This is a genomic window from Colwellia aquaemaris, from assembly GCF_057548755.1.
The window spans coordinates 46,078-60,874 of sequence record NZ_BAAJLV010000004.1; the positions used below are offsets into that span (position 1 = coordinate 46,078).

General features: G+C 38.6%; 16 protein-coding genes. 2 read left to right on the forward strand and 14 right to left on the reverse strand.

Translation table 11 applies throughout. From position 1 onward, the window contains the following. Positions 1-21: 21 nt before the first annotated feature. From AC27HL_RS12080 to AC27HL_RS12100, 5 genes are read right to left on the reverse strand one after another with little or no spacing between them, the layout of a single operon-like run. A complete protein-coding gene (locus tag AC27HL_RS12080) occupies positions 22-525 on the reverse strand; it encodes a chemotaxis protein CheW (protein WP_487081256.1) in 504 nt (167 codons plus the stop codon). Between the two features lie 11 nt (positions 526-536). Further along, complete coding sequence (locus AC27HL_RS12085) at positions 537-1,064, reverse strand: chemotaxis protein CheW (protein WP_487081257.1); 528 nt, start codon at positions 1,062-1,064, stop codon at positions 537-539. Next, a complete protein-coding gene (locus AC27HL_RS12090) occupies positions 1,064-3,190 on the reverse strand; it encodes a chemotaxis protein CheA (protein ID WP_487081258.1) in 2,127 nt (708 codons plus the stop codon). The genes AC27HL_RS12085 and AC27HL_RS12090 overlap by 1 nt, the downstream gene beginning before the upstream one ends. A 5-nt stretch (positions 3,191-3,195) precedes the next feature. Beyond that, positions 3,196-3,558, reverse strand: a complete 363-nt coding sequence (locus tag AC27HL_RS12095) for a response regulator (protein ID WP_487081259.1) — start codon at positions 3,556-3,558, stop codon at positions 3,196-3,198. Between the two features lie 35 nt (positions 3,559-3,593). Then, a complete protein-coding gene (locus AC27HL_RS12100) occupies positions 3,594-3,869 on the reverse strand; it encodes an STAS domain-containing protein (protein WP_487081260.1) in 276 nt (91 codons plus the stop codon). 263 nt (positions 3,870-4,132) lie between these two features. On the opposite strand from AC27HL_RS12100, the gene AC27HL_RS12105 reads away from it, so the two are divergent. After that, complete coding sequence (locus tag AC27HL_RS12105; RefSeq protein WP_487081261.1) at positions 4,133-5,002, forward strand: tetratricopeptide repeat protein; 870 nt, start codon at positions 4,133-4,135, stop codon at positions 5,000-5,002. A gap of 95 nt (positions 5,003-5,097) precedes the next feature. Here the strand turns inward: AC27HL_RS12105 and pntB are convergent, their stop codons facing one another. After that, positions 5,098-6,501, reverse strand: coding sequence for a Re/Si-specific NAD(P)(+) transhydrogenase subunit beta (gene pntB, locus AC27HL_RS12110; protein WP_487081262.1), 1,404 nt, complete (start codon positions 6,499-6,501; stop codon positions 5,098-5,100). Positions 6,502-6,512: 11 nt separating this feature from the next. After that, positions 6,513-8,051: a Re/Si-specific NAD(P)(+) transhydrogenase subunit alpha gene (locus AC27HL_RS12115; RefSeq protein WP_487081263.1), complete on the reverse strand. Its 1,539-nt coding sequence runs from the start codon at positions 8,049-8,051 to the stop codon at positions 6,513-6,515. 278 nt (positions 8,052-8,329) lie between these two features. On the opposite strand from AC27HL_RS12115, the gene AC27HL_RS12120 reads away from it, so the two are divergent. Continuing rightward, the gene (locus tag AC27HL_RS12120) at positions 8,330-8,851 is read left to right on the forward strand and encodes a gamma carbonic anhydrase family protein (protein ID WP_487081264.1); all 522 of its coding nucleotides are present in this window, start codon (positions 8,330-8,332) and stop codon (positions 8,849-8,851) included. A gap of 43 nt (positions 8,852-8,894) precedes the next feature. Here AC27HL_RS12120 and AC27HL_RS12125 read toward each other — a convergent pair whose 3' ends face one another. From AC27HL_RS12125 to AC27HL_RS12155, 7 genes are all read right to left on the reverse strand, one after another. Further along, positions 8,895-9,443, reverse strand: coding sequence for a YcgN family cysteine cluster protein (locus AC27HL_RS12125; RefSeq protein ID WP_487081265.1), 549 nt, complete (start codon positions 9,441-9,443; stop codon positions 8,895-8,897). Between the two features lie 19 nt (positions 9,444-9,462). Beyond that, complete coding sequence (locus tag AC27HL_RS12130) at positions 9,463-10,512, reverse strand: lytic murein transglycosylase (RefSeq protein ID WP_487081266.1); 1,050 nt, start codon at positions 10,510-10,512, stop codon at positions 9,463-9,465. After that, positions 10,512-10,817, reverse strand: coding sequence for a YcgL domain-containing protein (locus tag AC27HL_RS12135; protein ID WP_487081267.1), 306 nt, complete (start codon positions 10,815-10,817; stop codon positions 10,512-10,514). The genes AC27HL_RS12130 and AC27HL_RS12135 overlap by 1 nt, the downstream gene beginning before the upstream one ends. Positions 10,818-10,971: 154 nt before the next feature. Further along, complete coding sequence (gene rnd, locus AC27HL_RS12140) at positions 10,972-12,123, reverse strand: ribonuclease D (RefSeq protein WP_487081268.1); 1,152 nt, start codon at positions 12,121-12,123, stop codon at positions 10,972-10,974. A gap of 134 nt (positions 12,124-12,257) precedes the next feature. Then, positions 12,258-13,127, reverse strand: a complete 870-nt coding sequence (gene rluB, locus AC27HL_RS12145; protein ID WP_487081269.1) for a 23S rRNA pseudouridine(2605) synthase RluB — start codon at positions 13,125-13,127, stop codon at positions 12,258-12,260. A 132-nt stretch (positions 13,128-13,259) separates the two neighbouring features. After that, positions 13,260-13,820 carry an SMC-Scp complex subunit ScpB gene (scpB, locus tag AC27HL_RS12150; protein ID WP_487081270.1) on the reverse strand — a complete coding sequence of 187 codons (561 nt, stop codon included), beginning with the start codon at positions 13,818-13,820 and terminating at the stop codon, positions 13,260-13,262. Positions 13,821-13,870: 50 nt separating this feature from the next. After that, the gene (locus tag AC27HL_RS12155) at positions 13,871-14,740 is read right to left on the reverse strand and encodes a segregation and condensation protein A (RefSeq protein ID WP_487081271.1); all 870 of its coding nucleotides are present in this window, start codon (positions 14,738-14,740) and stop codon (positions 13,871-13,873) included. Between the last annotated feature and the right edge of the window lie 57 nt (positions 14,741-14,797).

Consider the following 14,797-nt stretch of genomic DNA (forward strand, 5'->3'; position numbering starts at 1 on the left):
GTTAACTCCAAACCACTTTATTTAAATTGCAACGGCATTGCTGCTGTGTATCGGCTTATCAAGGTGCTCATTCATTTGATAAAGTTCATTGTGATCAAGCAATGATGCGTTATTGAGTAAAATAATGAGCTTGTCTTCAACAGACGCTAGACCTTCTAGAAAGCAGCTATCGATATGTTGACCAAAACTTGGTGGCTTTCGAATAGCATTGCTGGAAAATTTATAAACATCAGACACCGCATCGACGACAATACCAACTACCATAGGTTGAGATTTGTCAGGATTTCGCAAAATAATAGTGACGGTTTGTTCATTATAGGCAAGCGGTGTAAAGCCAAATCGTAAACGTAAATCGATAATAGGAATAATAACCCCACGAAGGTTAATAACCCCTTTAATATAGTCAGGTTTATTTGGTAATTCGGTTACAGAGCTCCATACTCTAAGCTCTTGTACACACAAAATATCAACGCCAAATTCCTCGCCATTTAGGATAAAAGTAAGATATTCTTTTTCTTGTTCCACGATTATCTCCTTTATAATTTCGTTTGATATTCTTCTATAACTTGCAGCGCCGTAACATCAAGTAGCGTTACTACGTTTTCATCAACATTGACCAGACCTTTGACATAATGAGGCGCTAAACTCCCACCAAAAGCTGGCGCTGTTTTAATATCTGACTCTTCAGCATTTAGTACATCTGAAACTGCATCAACTACAAAGCCCATAGTGCGGTAATTATTGTCATGCCATGCTTTAAGCACTATCACAACCGTCGTTTTGCAGTATTTTTCCTCTCCGATTCGAAATTTAATTCGCAAATCGATAATAGGTACAATAACCCCACGCATGTTAATCACGCCTTTAACAAATTTAGGTGCATTAGGAATATGCGTGGGTTGCTCCCAACTTCTAATTTCTTCGACCGATAAAATATCAACGGCATATTGTTCGCTGCCCAATGAAAAAGTCAGGTATTGCTCGCCACTGGAAATAAAATCTAATCCTTCAAGTGCGTATTCACCTTCAACGGGAATTTCATCCACTAACGCTTGAATATTCATTAATGTACAACCTCTTCTGCTGCCGCATAATTATGTTGTTGTGTTTTAGCTTGCTTTAACGCCATGGCGATCATACTTGGAATATCTAATATCATTGCTACCGAGCCATCTCCTAAAATTGTCGCGCCAGAGATCCCTTCAACTTGTTGATAGTTTTCATTTAGGCTTTTAACAACCACTTGCTGCTGAGCGAGTAAATCATCGACCATTAAGCCAACCTTTTGCCCCTCAGCTTCAACCACAACAAGCAAGGAATGATTAATTTCTTTATTTTTTGCTGGAATATTAAAAAGCTTGTATATAGGAATAACGGGGACGTTGTCTTCACGAAGACGATATAACACCATGTCTCCGGATGTACGGTTAATCAATGACTCTTGTATTTGTAACGACTCAACAATGGTAATTAGCGGGATAATATAAACTTCTCGCCCAACCTTAATTAATTGACCATCTAAAATTGCTAAAGTTAATGGTAAAAACACTTTAAAAGTGCTGCCCTTACCCAATGTTGACTCTATTTGAATACGACCACCTAGCGATTGAATATTGCGTTTAACAACATCCATACCAACACCACGTCCCGATATATCACTAAGCTCTTTAGCCGTTGAAAAACCGGGCTCAAATAACAAATCATACACTTGGTTATCAGTGAGAGAGTTTGATTCGTCAACTAGGCCCTTTTCTACTGCTTTTACTAGTACGGCATTTCTATCAATGCCACCGCCATCATCCTTAATTTCTATCACAATACTGCCCCCTTGGTGATATGCATCAAGGGTAACGGTTCCTTGTTCGGGTTTGCCATTAGCCAGTCTAATATCGGTTGCTTCTATCCCGTGATCAACAGCATTGCGAACTAGATGTACCAAAGGGTCACCAATTTGTTCCATCACAGTTTTATCTAGCTCGGTTTGTTCACCTTTTATGACTAATGCTATGTCTTTATCCATTTTTTTAGATAAATCATGTATTAGCCGAGGAAAGCGGTTAAATGCAAAGCTAATGGGTAACATGCGAATACGCATAACACTTTCTTGCAACTCTTTAGTGTTTTGCAGCAACTGCTCTAATCCAGAATTTAAACGAGCAACTTTAGATAATTCAAAATCATTTCCTAACTCAGATAGCATTGATTGTGTTATGACAAGCTCGCCTACCAAGTTGATCAGACTATCGACTTTATCAACACCAACCCTAATAGAGCCTGACTCGACCTTTGATTTAACATTTGTAATGCCATTACTAGCGTTGGCAGGAATAGAGCTAGATACGGTACTGGCTTTTTTCTCGGGTTCTATTGATGCGGCATTGCTCTCGTTAACATTTTCAATTACAACTGCACTTTCCGGTTCAATAGTCGTAGTTTCCGGTGCTACTTTTTCAATAGTAAGCTGGCATTCATCTTCTACCCACTCAAATATTTCAGCAATATCTTCATAACTCGCATTTGAATGTAAACTAATATCCCAAGAAATATAAAGTTCTGTTGCATCAAACTCAGTTAAACTCGGAATGTTATTACAGTTGGCTTTAACTGAAATATCTCCAAGCTCGGCTAATGCATACAATAGTAATAATGGGTCATTACCTGTTTGTACTAAGTGATGCTCAGGTTCAAAGTGAATTATCCAGCGGCTGTCGGCGCTATGAAGCACTTCCGCTGTTTGTTCATTAACATTCTCACTATTATCCGACGTATTACGTTTTCCTTCCTGTGCCGTTTCAGCTGACAAATCGTTATCTTCAAGTGTTCGAGTTAACAACTCAGAAGTTGTAGTGATTTTCTCTTGATCGTATTCAATGTCATCGCGAATTGCTTCTATCAACATTCTTATACAGTCGACAGATTCTAGTAATATCTCAACATCTTGCTGCACAACCTCTCGTCGGCCGTCACGCATTTCATCAAGCAAGGTTTCAACCAAATGCGTAAATTCCGTTACATGATTAAAGCCAAAGGTTCCAGCTCCGCCTTTTATAGAATGAGCTGCACGAAAAATGGTATTGATAGTTTCGTCGTCACCTTGCGATAAATTTAAAAGGCTAGCTTCCATCAGTTCAATGCCTTCAAAGCTTTCTTCCAGAAAGGTCGGAATAAACTGTGATAAATCAATACTCATAATAACTACCGCACGACACGTTTAATGGTTGCTAAAAGTTTATCTGGATTAAAGGGCTTCACCAGCCAGCCGGTTGCCCCTGCGGCTTTACCTCTTTGTTTCATATCACTAGAGCTTTCCGTGGTTAGCATTAATATCGGGGTATATTGAAAGCTAGATAATTTTCGTAACTCCTGACAAAGCGTAATACCATCCATATTTGGCATATTGACATCAGTAATAACTAAATCGAATGTCCCTGATTGCGCTTTTTCCAATCCGTCTTGGCCATCCTGCGCTTCTACAGTTTGATAACCTGAACTTTTCAAGGTGAAACTAACCATATCGCGTATTGAGTTAGAGTCATCAACAACTAAAATTTTCGACATTTCAATTCCTTTACAAATGTTAAAAACGATAAAACTTAAACAGCAAAATGTTGCTGCAATATTGCATCTTCAAAACCTAATTGTTCAAAACTTTGCTTAATAACTGTCGAAGTAGACTGCCAAACCAGTTGCTTATTTTGTGCGGCAATATAAATAATACTGGCGAGAATAAGTTGTGCACCTAAGGTGTCTATTCGTTCAATGGCGCTATCATCAAATTCAACAATATCGGTATTATTAATTTCTTCAAGAAGTGCAGTGCGACAAGTTTCTACTTGTACTATTGTTAACTGAGAGGGAAATTCAAACATGCAAATCCTTAGCGTTGGTTAATGTTCTTCACTGAACTTATGTACTATTTAAAGATATGTCATGTATTGAGTTTTGCAAGTAAAAACTTTGAAAAATATGTTTATTCTTTATAATTTACAACTTGTTACTTTTAAATATTGCCAGCATAGTGTTTTATTTTGAAAAATTTAGTTCACTATTATAAGCTGATAAAGCAGCTGTATTAGAGAAATAAAACGCAGACAAATTAGTGTTGCTAGCACCAATAAACAAGGAATGTTTTATGTCGGACAACAACGTAAAAGCGCCGAGCCAAATTTTTAAGTGGTTCGAAAAAATGAAAGAAAATTACGATAAAAATATTTTAGCTATTTTGCACAGATTCGAGCAAAACAATAACTTGCAACAAAACCGCTTAGATGAAGCTCACAATAACCACATCAAAATAATGCAAGCAAACCACAATCAACAAACTGAACAACTGCTTAAACAAATTAGCGACAAAGAGCAGGAAATAACTTACTTCAAACAACAAGTATCAACACAACAGCAATCAATTATTCAACTAACAAACAAGTGTGATAACTTGATGTTGGAATTTATTTCACCTTCAGAAAATCCTAAAAACTACAAAGATATTTTTGATGAAAATGACATTATCAATATCGATAATAAACTCTCTGACCAAGACACGATTAACCAAAGTATTGCTTTAAACGAAGCAACAAAGTCAGCGCAGTTTATTAAATCACACAATGAGCAAACATCGTATAAAGTTGCCTCTGAACTCGAGAGCAACTGCGAATTACCTTTAAATACACATTTTCCCACAGAAACGGAAGCGCTATTTCAACAAGCGTTGCAAATGCGCGAACACAACAAAAATGAGCAAGCTTTTATCACATTTAAACAAGCCGCAACTCTTGGCCATGTGCAAGCTATGGGTGCATTAGGTCGTGCGTACTTTTTAGCTGAGGGGGTCGAAGAAAACCCAACATTAGGCTTAGCTTGGTTAATTAATGCAGCTAATTTAGGGCTGCCACAAGCGGTTAAACGAGTTGAACACTTTAAAACTAATGATACAAAATTATATCAACAAGCTATCCTTCTTGCGCAAGAAGTAGCAAGTGACTGTTTAGCAGCTTTAGTTTAACAAGTTTAGTTTTCTACTTTCGCCGTTATATCGCTGCATAACTCTATAACGAAATAACGGCGTGATTAAACTATTGGTAAATTTGATATTGTAATTTATAGCGCTTTAAAGATTTGCTCAACAGAGTCTTTGGCATCACCAAATAACATTTGACTATTATCTTTAAAAAATAGCGGATTTTGCACACCGGCATAGCCTGTACTCATAGAACGCTTAAACACAACAACATTTTTAGCATGCCAAACTTCAAGTACCGGCATACCCGCGATTGGACTTGTAGGGTCTTCAGCCGCTGCTGGATTTACCGTATCATTTGCTCCAATAACTAACACCACGTCCGTATCGGCAAAATCATCATTAATTTCTTCCATACCCAACACAATATCATAAGGCACTTTTGCTTCTGCCAATAATACATTCATATGCCCAGGTAAGCGCCCTGCCACAGGATGAATAGCAAAACGTACATCAATGCCTTTGTCTTTTAATGCTTGAGTCATTTCATAAACTGGATATTGAGCTTGAGCAACTGCCATACCATAGCCTGGCGTGATGATAACTGATTTAGCCGTGCGCAATAAATCTGCCACGGCATCAGCATTTACTTCAACATGCTCGCCATAATCGGTATCACTGTCGATAACCACATCGGTACCAAAGCCGCCGGCAATAACACTGATAAAAGAGCGATTCATCGCTTTACACATAATATAAGATAAAATAGCGCCAGAAGAGCCAACCAGAGCCCCTGTCACAATTAACAAGTCATTACTAAGCATAAAGCCTGCTGCTGCCGCTGCCCAACCTGAATATGAGTTAAGCATAGAAACGACCACTGGCATATCCGCACCGCCAATCGATGCCACTAAATGCCAACCAAAAGTCAAAGCAATTACAGTCATTAAAAACAAGGCACTATTGCCGCCACCTTGTTGTACAAAAAGTATCATTAAAATAAATGAAACAACACCAGCCGCCAAATTCAATTTATGGCGATGAGGAAGCATTAATGCCGCAGAATTAATAATGCCACGCAACTTACCAAATGCGACAACAGAGCCTGTAAAAGTTACCGCACCAATAAAAACGCCTAAAAACACTTCAACTAAATGAATGTTCGTTGCCATTTGCTGACTAGCGGTAAAATTTGCCATCACCGAATGGTCCATTTCAAAATAACTATTAAAGCCGACAAGTACCGCAGCTAAACCAACAAAACTATGCAATATTGCGACTAACTCTGGCATCTGTGTCATTTCAACTTTTTTGGCTAATCGTAAGCCAATACTGGCACCTATCACCATAGTAACCAAAATAATCCAAACATTGTCGACACGTGGATCAGCAATTGTCGCAACGAGCGCGATTGCCATGCCGACAATTCCATACCAATTGCCCATTTCAGCTGTTTGCTGTTTACTTAACCCAGACAAACTAAAAATAAATAACAAGGCAGCAATAATATAAGCCGCACTGATTAACCCTTGAGAAAATTCCATAACAGTGCCCCTTATTTTCTAAACATTTTTAACATGCGTTTAGTGACCACAAAGCCACCAACAATATTGATAGTGGCAATAAGTATTGCTACCCCCGCAAGCAATTGAATTAATAAGCTGTTATTCCCCACTTGTAATACTGCGCCAACCACAATAATGCCCGAGATAGCATTGGTAACACTCATCAGTGGCGTATGCAGTGAATGGCTAACGTTCCAAACCACGTTGTACCCAATAACACAAGCTAGAACAAATACCGTAAAATGAGACAGAAAATCAGCCGGGGCTACGCTGGCAACCCAAGCAAAAAGCAATGCACCTGCGGTCATAAAGGCATGTTTTTTCTGCTGATTCATAGGTTGTTCTTGCTTGGTTTCCACTGCTTTTACCGGTTCACTTTTAGCTGTTACCGGTGCTGCACTCACCTGAATTGGTGGCGGTGGAAACGTTATTTCATTTTGCTTAACTACCGTCATGTTGCGAATAACAATATCGTCAAAGTCGATATTGAGAGTCCCGTCTTTTTCTTTACACAGTAATTTAGTTAAGCTCACTAAGTTATTGGCATATAACTGGGAAGATTGATTAGGTAAACGAGAAACAAGATCAGTATAGCCAATAATTTTAACGCCATTGGCATTAACCACTTTACCAGCTTGGGTTAATTCACAATTACCACCGCCAGCTGCCGCCAAATCAACAACAATACTGCCTGTTTTCATTGACTCAACCATTTCAGCAGTAATCAGCTTAGGTGCTGGTTTGCCAGGGATCATCGCTGTGGTAATAATAATATCAACATCTTTTGCCTGTTCAGCGAATAACGCCATTTCCGCATCGATAAACGCTTGGCTCATTTCTTTTGCGTAACCATCACCTGAGCCAGTGTCTTCAGGCTCTTCATAATCAAGTTCTAAAAATTCTGCCCCCATACTTTCAATTTGCTCTTTTACTTCCGGGCGGGTATCAAATGCGCGCACTATTGCCCCTAAACTCCCTGCCGTTCCTATGGCCGCCAAACCAGCAACACCCGCACCTATGATCATCACTTTCGCTGGCGCCATTTTACCAGCAGCAGTTATTTGTCCTGTTAAAAAGCGACCAAAATGATGAGTCGCTTCAATGACAGCCCGATAGCCAGCTATATTTGCCATTGAACTTAATGCATCCATCGATTGACTACGAGTCATCCTCGGCACCATTTCCATGGCTAACGTGGTAATTTCTTTATCTTTCAACGCATTTAAAATTACTTCGTTTTGCGCTGGTGCAATAAAACTAACCAGATAAGCGCCATCTTTCATTAAAGCAATTTCTTCAATACTGGGCGGGTTTACTTTAAAAATAATATCAGACTGCCAAACATTCTTTTTAGTTACCACACTGGCCCCGGCATCAATAAATTCTTGGTCGGTAAAACTGGCTTTAGTGCCACAACCTTTTTGAACTTGCACCTCAAAACCTAGCTTACTTAATGCCGAAACTGCGCTAGGGGCACTTGCCACCCTATTCTCCCCAGACTGTGTTTCCTTTGGAACGCCAATAATCATAAATCACCCTTTTTGGTCATCATTCACTTAGACTAATTAGCACTTTATCAGGGCTTTTTTAGTAAAAATATTTAAGAGAATGATTGCTCTGAACGTTAAAATTATTTTTAGTTAGATTAATGTTTTACCATTATTTGTCTACTTTTCATACATTAAGCTTAGTTATTTTCAATATAACTTAGCGAAAATGGCTTAATTTTGTCTCAACCTAAGGTCTAGTTTGAGCCACTACAGAAATAGACTAAGATGGCGGGGTTAATAACTAAAAGGACATAATAATGATTTATCGACTCGCAGATGTTGCGCCTAACTTAACTGACAGTAATTTTATTGCCCCCAATGCAACGTTAATAGGTGATGTAATATTGGGAGAACAAGCGAGCATTTGGTTTAATGTTGTTATTCGTGCCGATCTTGCACAAATTAACATAGGCGCAAAAACCAACATTCAAGATGGTTCAATTTTGCATGTTGATGCTAAATTTCCAATGTCAATTGGCCGTAATGTTACGGTTGGACATAAAGTGATGTTACACGGCTGCACTATCGGTGACAACACCCTAATTGGCATGAATGCCGTCGTTCTCAATGGCGCAAAAATTGGCAAAAACTGCTTAATAGGTGCCAACAGTTTAGTCACAGAAAATATGGAAGTGCCAGACGGCCATTTAGTGTTAGGCTCACCCGCGAAAGTGATTAAAGCGCTAGATAGCTCAACAGCAGAAACTTTTACAAAATCAGCCTTACATTATGTGGAAAACGGCCAGCGTTATTTAGCTGATTTAACGCCTATAGAGTAACGACAAACGCCAGCTCATATTTTAAAAATGTAGCTGGCTTTATTTAATCGATATCATGTAGTGGCCAAGTGACGATATGATCTGGAAAGTCCTCCAACTCAACGTCGTCATCTTTAACAATTTTACCTCGTACCGACATGCCCGCTTTATGCATTGCTGACTTTTTGCCATTATTTAATAGTGGGTGCCAAGACGGCATACCGCGACCTTCTTTTAATCGACGGTAAGTACAACTAGGCGGCATAAAAAAAACATCATCTAAATTGTCTTGCGTTAGTTGCACACAGTCCGGCACCAATACCGTACGTTTTTCATATTTAGAACATTGACAACTTTTATCATTGAGTAAATGACAAGCAATATTTGAATAATTCATTTGCTCGCCATCAGCAATATGCGTTGTTGGCATAAACTCGGTTTCATCTGTGGTGTGTTCATCATCAATAAACTTATGAAGGCAACATTTAGCACAGCCATCACACAAAGACTCCCACTCAGGCCTTGTCATTTCATCTAATGATTTCGTTTCCCAAAAGCGCTCAACAACAGCTTTCTGTGCCTTTTTAGGTACACGACTACTTTTTTTACTCATAACGTTAACTTATTACAAATTACTGAATTGGTGGAAATTTAATATGATCAGATAAATGTCCAACCGAGCTAACAAAATAGTACGACAAGTTCCAGTGCATTAAACTTTTGTAGTTATTGTAAGCAAGATATGCACGGCCATTTGCATCATCAGGAAATACCAATGCCGCCTTTATATCAACATTAGGTAAATTAGTGCCATCTGTGCGGCGTATACCTAACGCTTGCCACTGTGCTAGTGTTTTCTCGGTTCTTGCCCAAGCTTTTAGCCAGTTTTTGCGACCACCAGTATTTTTCGGGATTGCTAAAGATGTATCAAAATCACTCGGCAGTTTAACTTGTCGACCCCATGTCAGCTCATCATTCCAGCCTTCTTTTTTCAAATAATTGGCCATCGACGAAAACACGTCAGCTTGGTTGCCCCAAATATCTTTTTTACCATCGCCGTCACCGTCAACCGCATAAGCAACAAATGAAGTCGGCATAAACTGATTTTGTCCCATAGCACCAGCCCAAGAGCCTTTCATATTAGCAACATTAATATGGCCATCTTTTAAAATTTTCAAAGCTGCCCACAATTGCTTTTTGAAAAAAGCTTCGCGACGGCCTTCATAGGCTAATGTTGATAACGCAGAAATAACATTATAGTTGCCCATAATTTTGCCAAAATTGGTTTCTAAGCCCCAAAGTGCAACAATAAAACGCGCTTGCACGCCATATTCTTGTGCTACTTTCTCTAGCAATACTTGGTGCTTTTTATACATAGCGCGAGCACGTTTAATTTTCCAATCTGGTAAACGTTTTGGTAGATAGGTATCAAGTGTTTCAACCTTTTCAGGTTGATTACGGTCAGCTTTAATCGCTCGCTTATGAAACTTAACCTTAGCAAAAGACTCATCAATTAACGCTTGTTCAAAGCCTTTAGCGAGCGCCTCTTGCTTTATATTACTGATATATTGCTCGAAAGTAATTTTGCTGGTGGCATTGTCGTCAGCAGCAAATGCCGATTGCGCTAACAAAACCAAGCTAAATACAAAAACAATTTTTTTTATAGAATTAAAGTAAGGCATTATTCATCCTCACTTTCAGCTTGCTCACCTTTAGCCATTTTCATTTTTTCTTTATGAGCTTTTAACATATCTTCTTCAGGTGGCGTTAATTGTAAATAGTAGCCTTGCTCCGATAAGTTCTCTTTTACTTTATCAAGATCGGCAAAACCAAGTTTAGTTTTTGTCGCCAAGTTAGTAATGGTTACCATAATTGGCGTTCCAAACATTTTCATTAATGCCTCTGGCACATCAGAAAAATCATCCCTTTTATTAACAAAAAGATAGGTTTGCGCTTTTTTTGAACTTTTATAAACACTACACAGCATAATGGAGACCTATGAATAAATGAGTATATGGAAATTAGTAATAAATTGAGTTTATTAAAAACATACTATTAAAGCTATCATAACCACGCCAAGAGATTTTGGCTTGTTATGCAACACTTCACCCAGCACAAAGTAAAATTACTAAACGCTGGCGTTATTTGAAATCATTTTCCACAAAAGCAAGTAACTTATCGCCTAATAAAGGTTTTCGCCAACCTTGCATAATATCAACTAAATGAACATTATTTTCGTCGCCGTTAAGTTTAAAATACCAAGAAAGAAACTGATTAATTTGTTTTTTAGACGCTAAATTTTCTACCAGTATATTTGCTTCTGCGCCAATCGTGGCGATTAAGTTTTTCACCTTTTTAAAATTCTGTTTGTAGCCTGGATATTCATCAAGGCGAACAATTTTCTCAGGCAGTTTAGCATCGTTATTTTCACTAGCACGTTTAAGCACCATCAACATGGCTTTGCCTTTATATCTTATATCCTGTAATTCCACACCTTCGATACCAGCCATAGCATTTACACTGCTAGGATTGACTTGTGCCAAAGCCAATAAGGTGTGATCTTTGGCAATAAAACCAATTGGACGATCTTTTTGTTTTGCTTGCTGGTAGCGCCATATAGCCAATTGTTGCAGTCGATATAACTGTACTGGGTTTAGTCGCCACGCTAGTTTGATATTTCTGTAAAGTTGCGATTCATCAATATCAGCAAACTTACGTTCAATCATCAATTCACTTTCTTGTTTAGCCGCTTGCAACCAGCCAGATGCCTCTATATCAGCCATTAATTTTGGCAATATATTAAATAAATGTTCAACATCAGCTTGGGCATATTTTAATTGTTTTTCACTTAGCGGCCTTTTCATCCAATCAGTGCGAGACTCAGATTTATCCAGCTCAATATCAGTATAATGAGCTATCATAGCGGCATAACCTAAAGATAAACCATGCCCTAAAAACGCCATAACAATTTGACTATCAATTAAATTTACTGGTCGACAATTGCCAGCGGTTAGAAACACTTCCAAATCTTCTGAGCAAGCATGTAACACTTTTACTATATTGGGGTTCTCTAACAGTTGCCAGAACGGCGATAAGTCATTTATCGCAACAGGGTCAACTAATGCCAGTGTTTTACCGTCATTTATCTGTATAAGACCTAATTTGGGGTAAAGTGTACGCGTGCGCACAAACTCAGTGTCAATCGCGAGCACATCAGCTTGCGCATATGATTGGCAAATTAGCTGTAATTGTTGAGCATCTTCGACATAAACATTTTCAAGAACTGCTGGCACTTAATATCCTATTTAAGCTATTTATTGAATTTCAAACATGATTATTACTTTATACGGACACTAACATTGTGAAATGAAAAATGACAGACTAATTGCATTATCAAGATAACACTTACAATCTGTCATTTTATAACTTACTTTTTGTTAGGTCGACGTCGTGTGGCTTGTTGGCTGCGATGTTGATGTTTTTTCACTGAACGACGAATTCTGCGACTTTTAGCATTATCCATTGCTTTTTCATCAACTTTTACTTTACTTTGGGTTTCAAAAGGCAAATCAACCAGTTTGCGGTAATAGTTAACATCTTTTAAATTTAATTCAGCCCAACCACCTAAAGGTAATTGACGCTTCATTTCCATATCTCCATAACGCACACGAATTAAGCGACTCACTTGTACGTCTTGGCTTTCCCATAAACGACGAACTTCACGGTTACGCCCTTCGGAAAGTACCACATGGAACCAATGGTTACGGCCTTCACCGCCACGGTAAGTAATTTTTTGAAACTTAGCAGGACCATCTTCAAGTTTCACGCCATGGCGAAGCGTTTGTAGCATAGCTTCATTTACTTCACCAAACACCCGCACTGCATATTCACGCTCAACCTGTTTAGAAGGGTGCATTAAACGATTAGCGAGTTCGCCGTCTGTGGTAAAAAGCAACATACCAGAGGTGTTTATATCTAAACGACCAACTGCAATCCAACGACTGCCTTCAAGTTTTGGTAAACGATCAAAAACCGTTGGGCGACCTTCAGGATCTTTGCGTGTACACATTTCACCTTCTGGCTTGTTGTACATTAAAACTCGACAAATGTTTTCTTCCGGCGACTTTAATTTAACTTGATGGCCGTCAATACGAATTTGCTCGTTACCCTCAACACGGTCACCTAAATAAGCCGTTTTACCATCAACACTGACACGTCCAGCACTAATATAGGTTTCCATTTCTCGGCGTGAGCCTGCGCCTGCACGCGCTAATACTTTTTGCAACTTTTCAGACATTTGTCTTAACTCTCTTACGTCAGTAACTTGATGAAAATAAAAAGTTTACCTCTATCCTCACTACGTCTCTGACTCTTAAGTTTAAAGGAATACTATCTAAGGTATGCCTCGATATAAATAAATCCTAGCGATTTAATTGCTTATTTCTTCAACCGGCATTAATTCAGGTAACTGGTCAAGTGAAGTTAATGAAAAGTAGTCAAGAAATTCTTGCGTACTCGCATATAACACTGGCCGTCCTGGAACTTCCTTATGCCCTACTGTTTTGATCCAATTTCGTTCTGTTAGCGTCTTAATAATATGGCTACTCACAGCAACACCACGAATATCTTCGATTTCACCACGGGTAATAGGTTGTTTATAGGCAATTAATGCCAAAGTTTCCAATATTGCCCGTGAATATTTTGGTGCTTTTTCCTTGTAAAGATGTGCTAAGTCCTCACTTAGTTCAGCCGGAGTTTGAAAACGGTAACCCGAGGCAACCTTATTCAACTCTACGCCACGACCTTTATAATGAGCTTGAATAGCAATAATTGTATCACGAATGCGAATATTACTAACACGATATTCTATTAAAAAGTCACGTTTTAACAGCTGCACCGACAAAGGCTTGTCAGCCACAAATAATGCTGCCTCAATTAATCGTTGCAGTTTATCGTCATCTATATCTTTAAAACGTATTCTATCGCTCATAGGCCTCTATTATATTTAGCGGTTAATAAATATCGTGCATGGAAAATGTATCATTTTACATGCTTAGGTAAACACACGCGTAATCGACCATAAACTTGTGTTTGTAAACAATCAATTAGCGATTCTTTAATTAGTTCTAATATAGCCAAAAATGTAACTACAACGCCGTGTTTTCCTTCTGCCACGGTAAATAAATCACTAAATTCGATATAAGTTGCTTTTTCATGGGCGTTTTTTAGTGTTGTTAAAATATAAGCCATGCGCTCGCGAGTTGATAACGCCTCTTTTTGAATGTGATGATGCTCAAAAGCTTGTGTACGTTTTATCACGCCATGTAAAGCGGCAACAAGTTCAGATAATTCAACCTTAGTATTTTCAACTTTTGCTACAAAGTTATCAGCTAACTCTACTTGCGCAATAAAACTGTCGCGGCCAAGACGCGGAATATCATCAAGGTTTTCCGCTGCTTTTTTAATAACCTCGTACTCTTGCAGTTTTCTAACAAGCTCAGCACGAGGGTCGTCATCTTCCTCTTCTACCGCTTGTTTAGGCAGTAACAACCTCGACTTTATCTCGGCCAATATTGACGCCATTACCAAATATTCAGCAGCCAATTCCAGCTTAATATCTTTCATCAATTCGACATAGGCCATGTATTGCGTGGTAATAGGAGCAATAGGAAGGTCTAAAATATCAAACTTTTGCTTACGAATTAAATACAGTAATAAGTCCAGCGGCCCTTCAAACATTTCTAGAATAACTTCTAGCGCGTCCGGCGGTATAAACAAGTCTTGTGGCTTATCTACAATGGCTTCACCACGAATAAAAGCAAAGGGTAATACTTGCTGTAGCATCACCCCAGACTCTTTCGAATCGGCTGTTGGCTTTGCCTTTTGCTGCGGTTCTATTACATCTGACATAGTGTATTACGGCGCAAAATTGTCGTTGATATCATCTAGTAATATTCTCAAGAATAT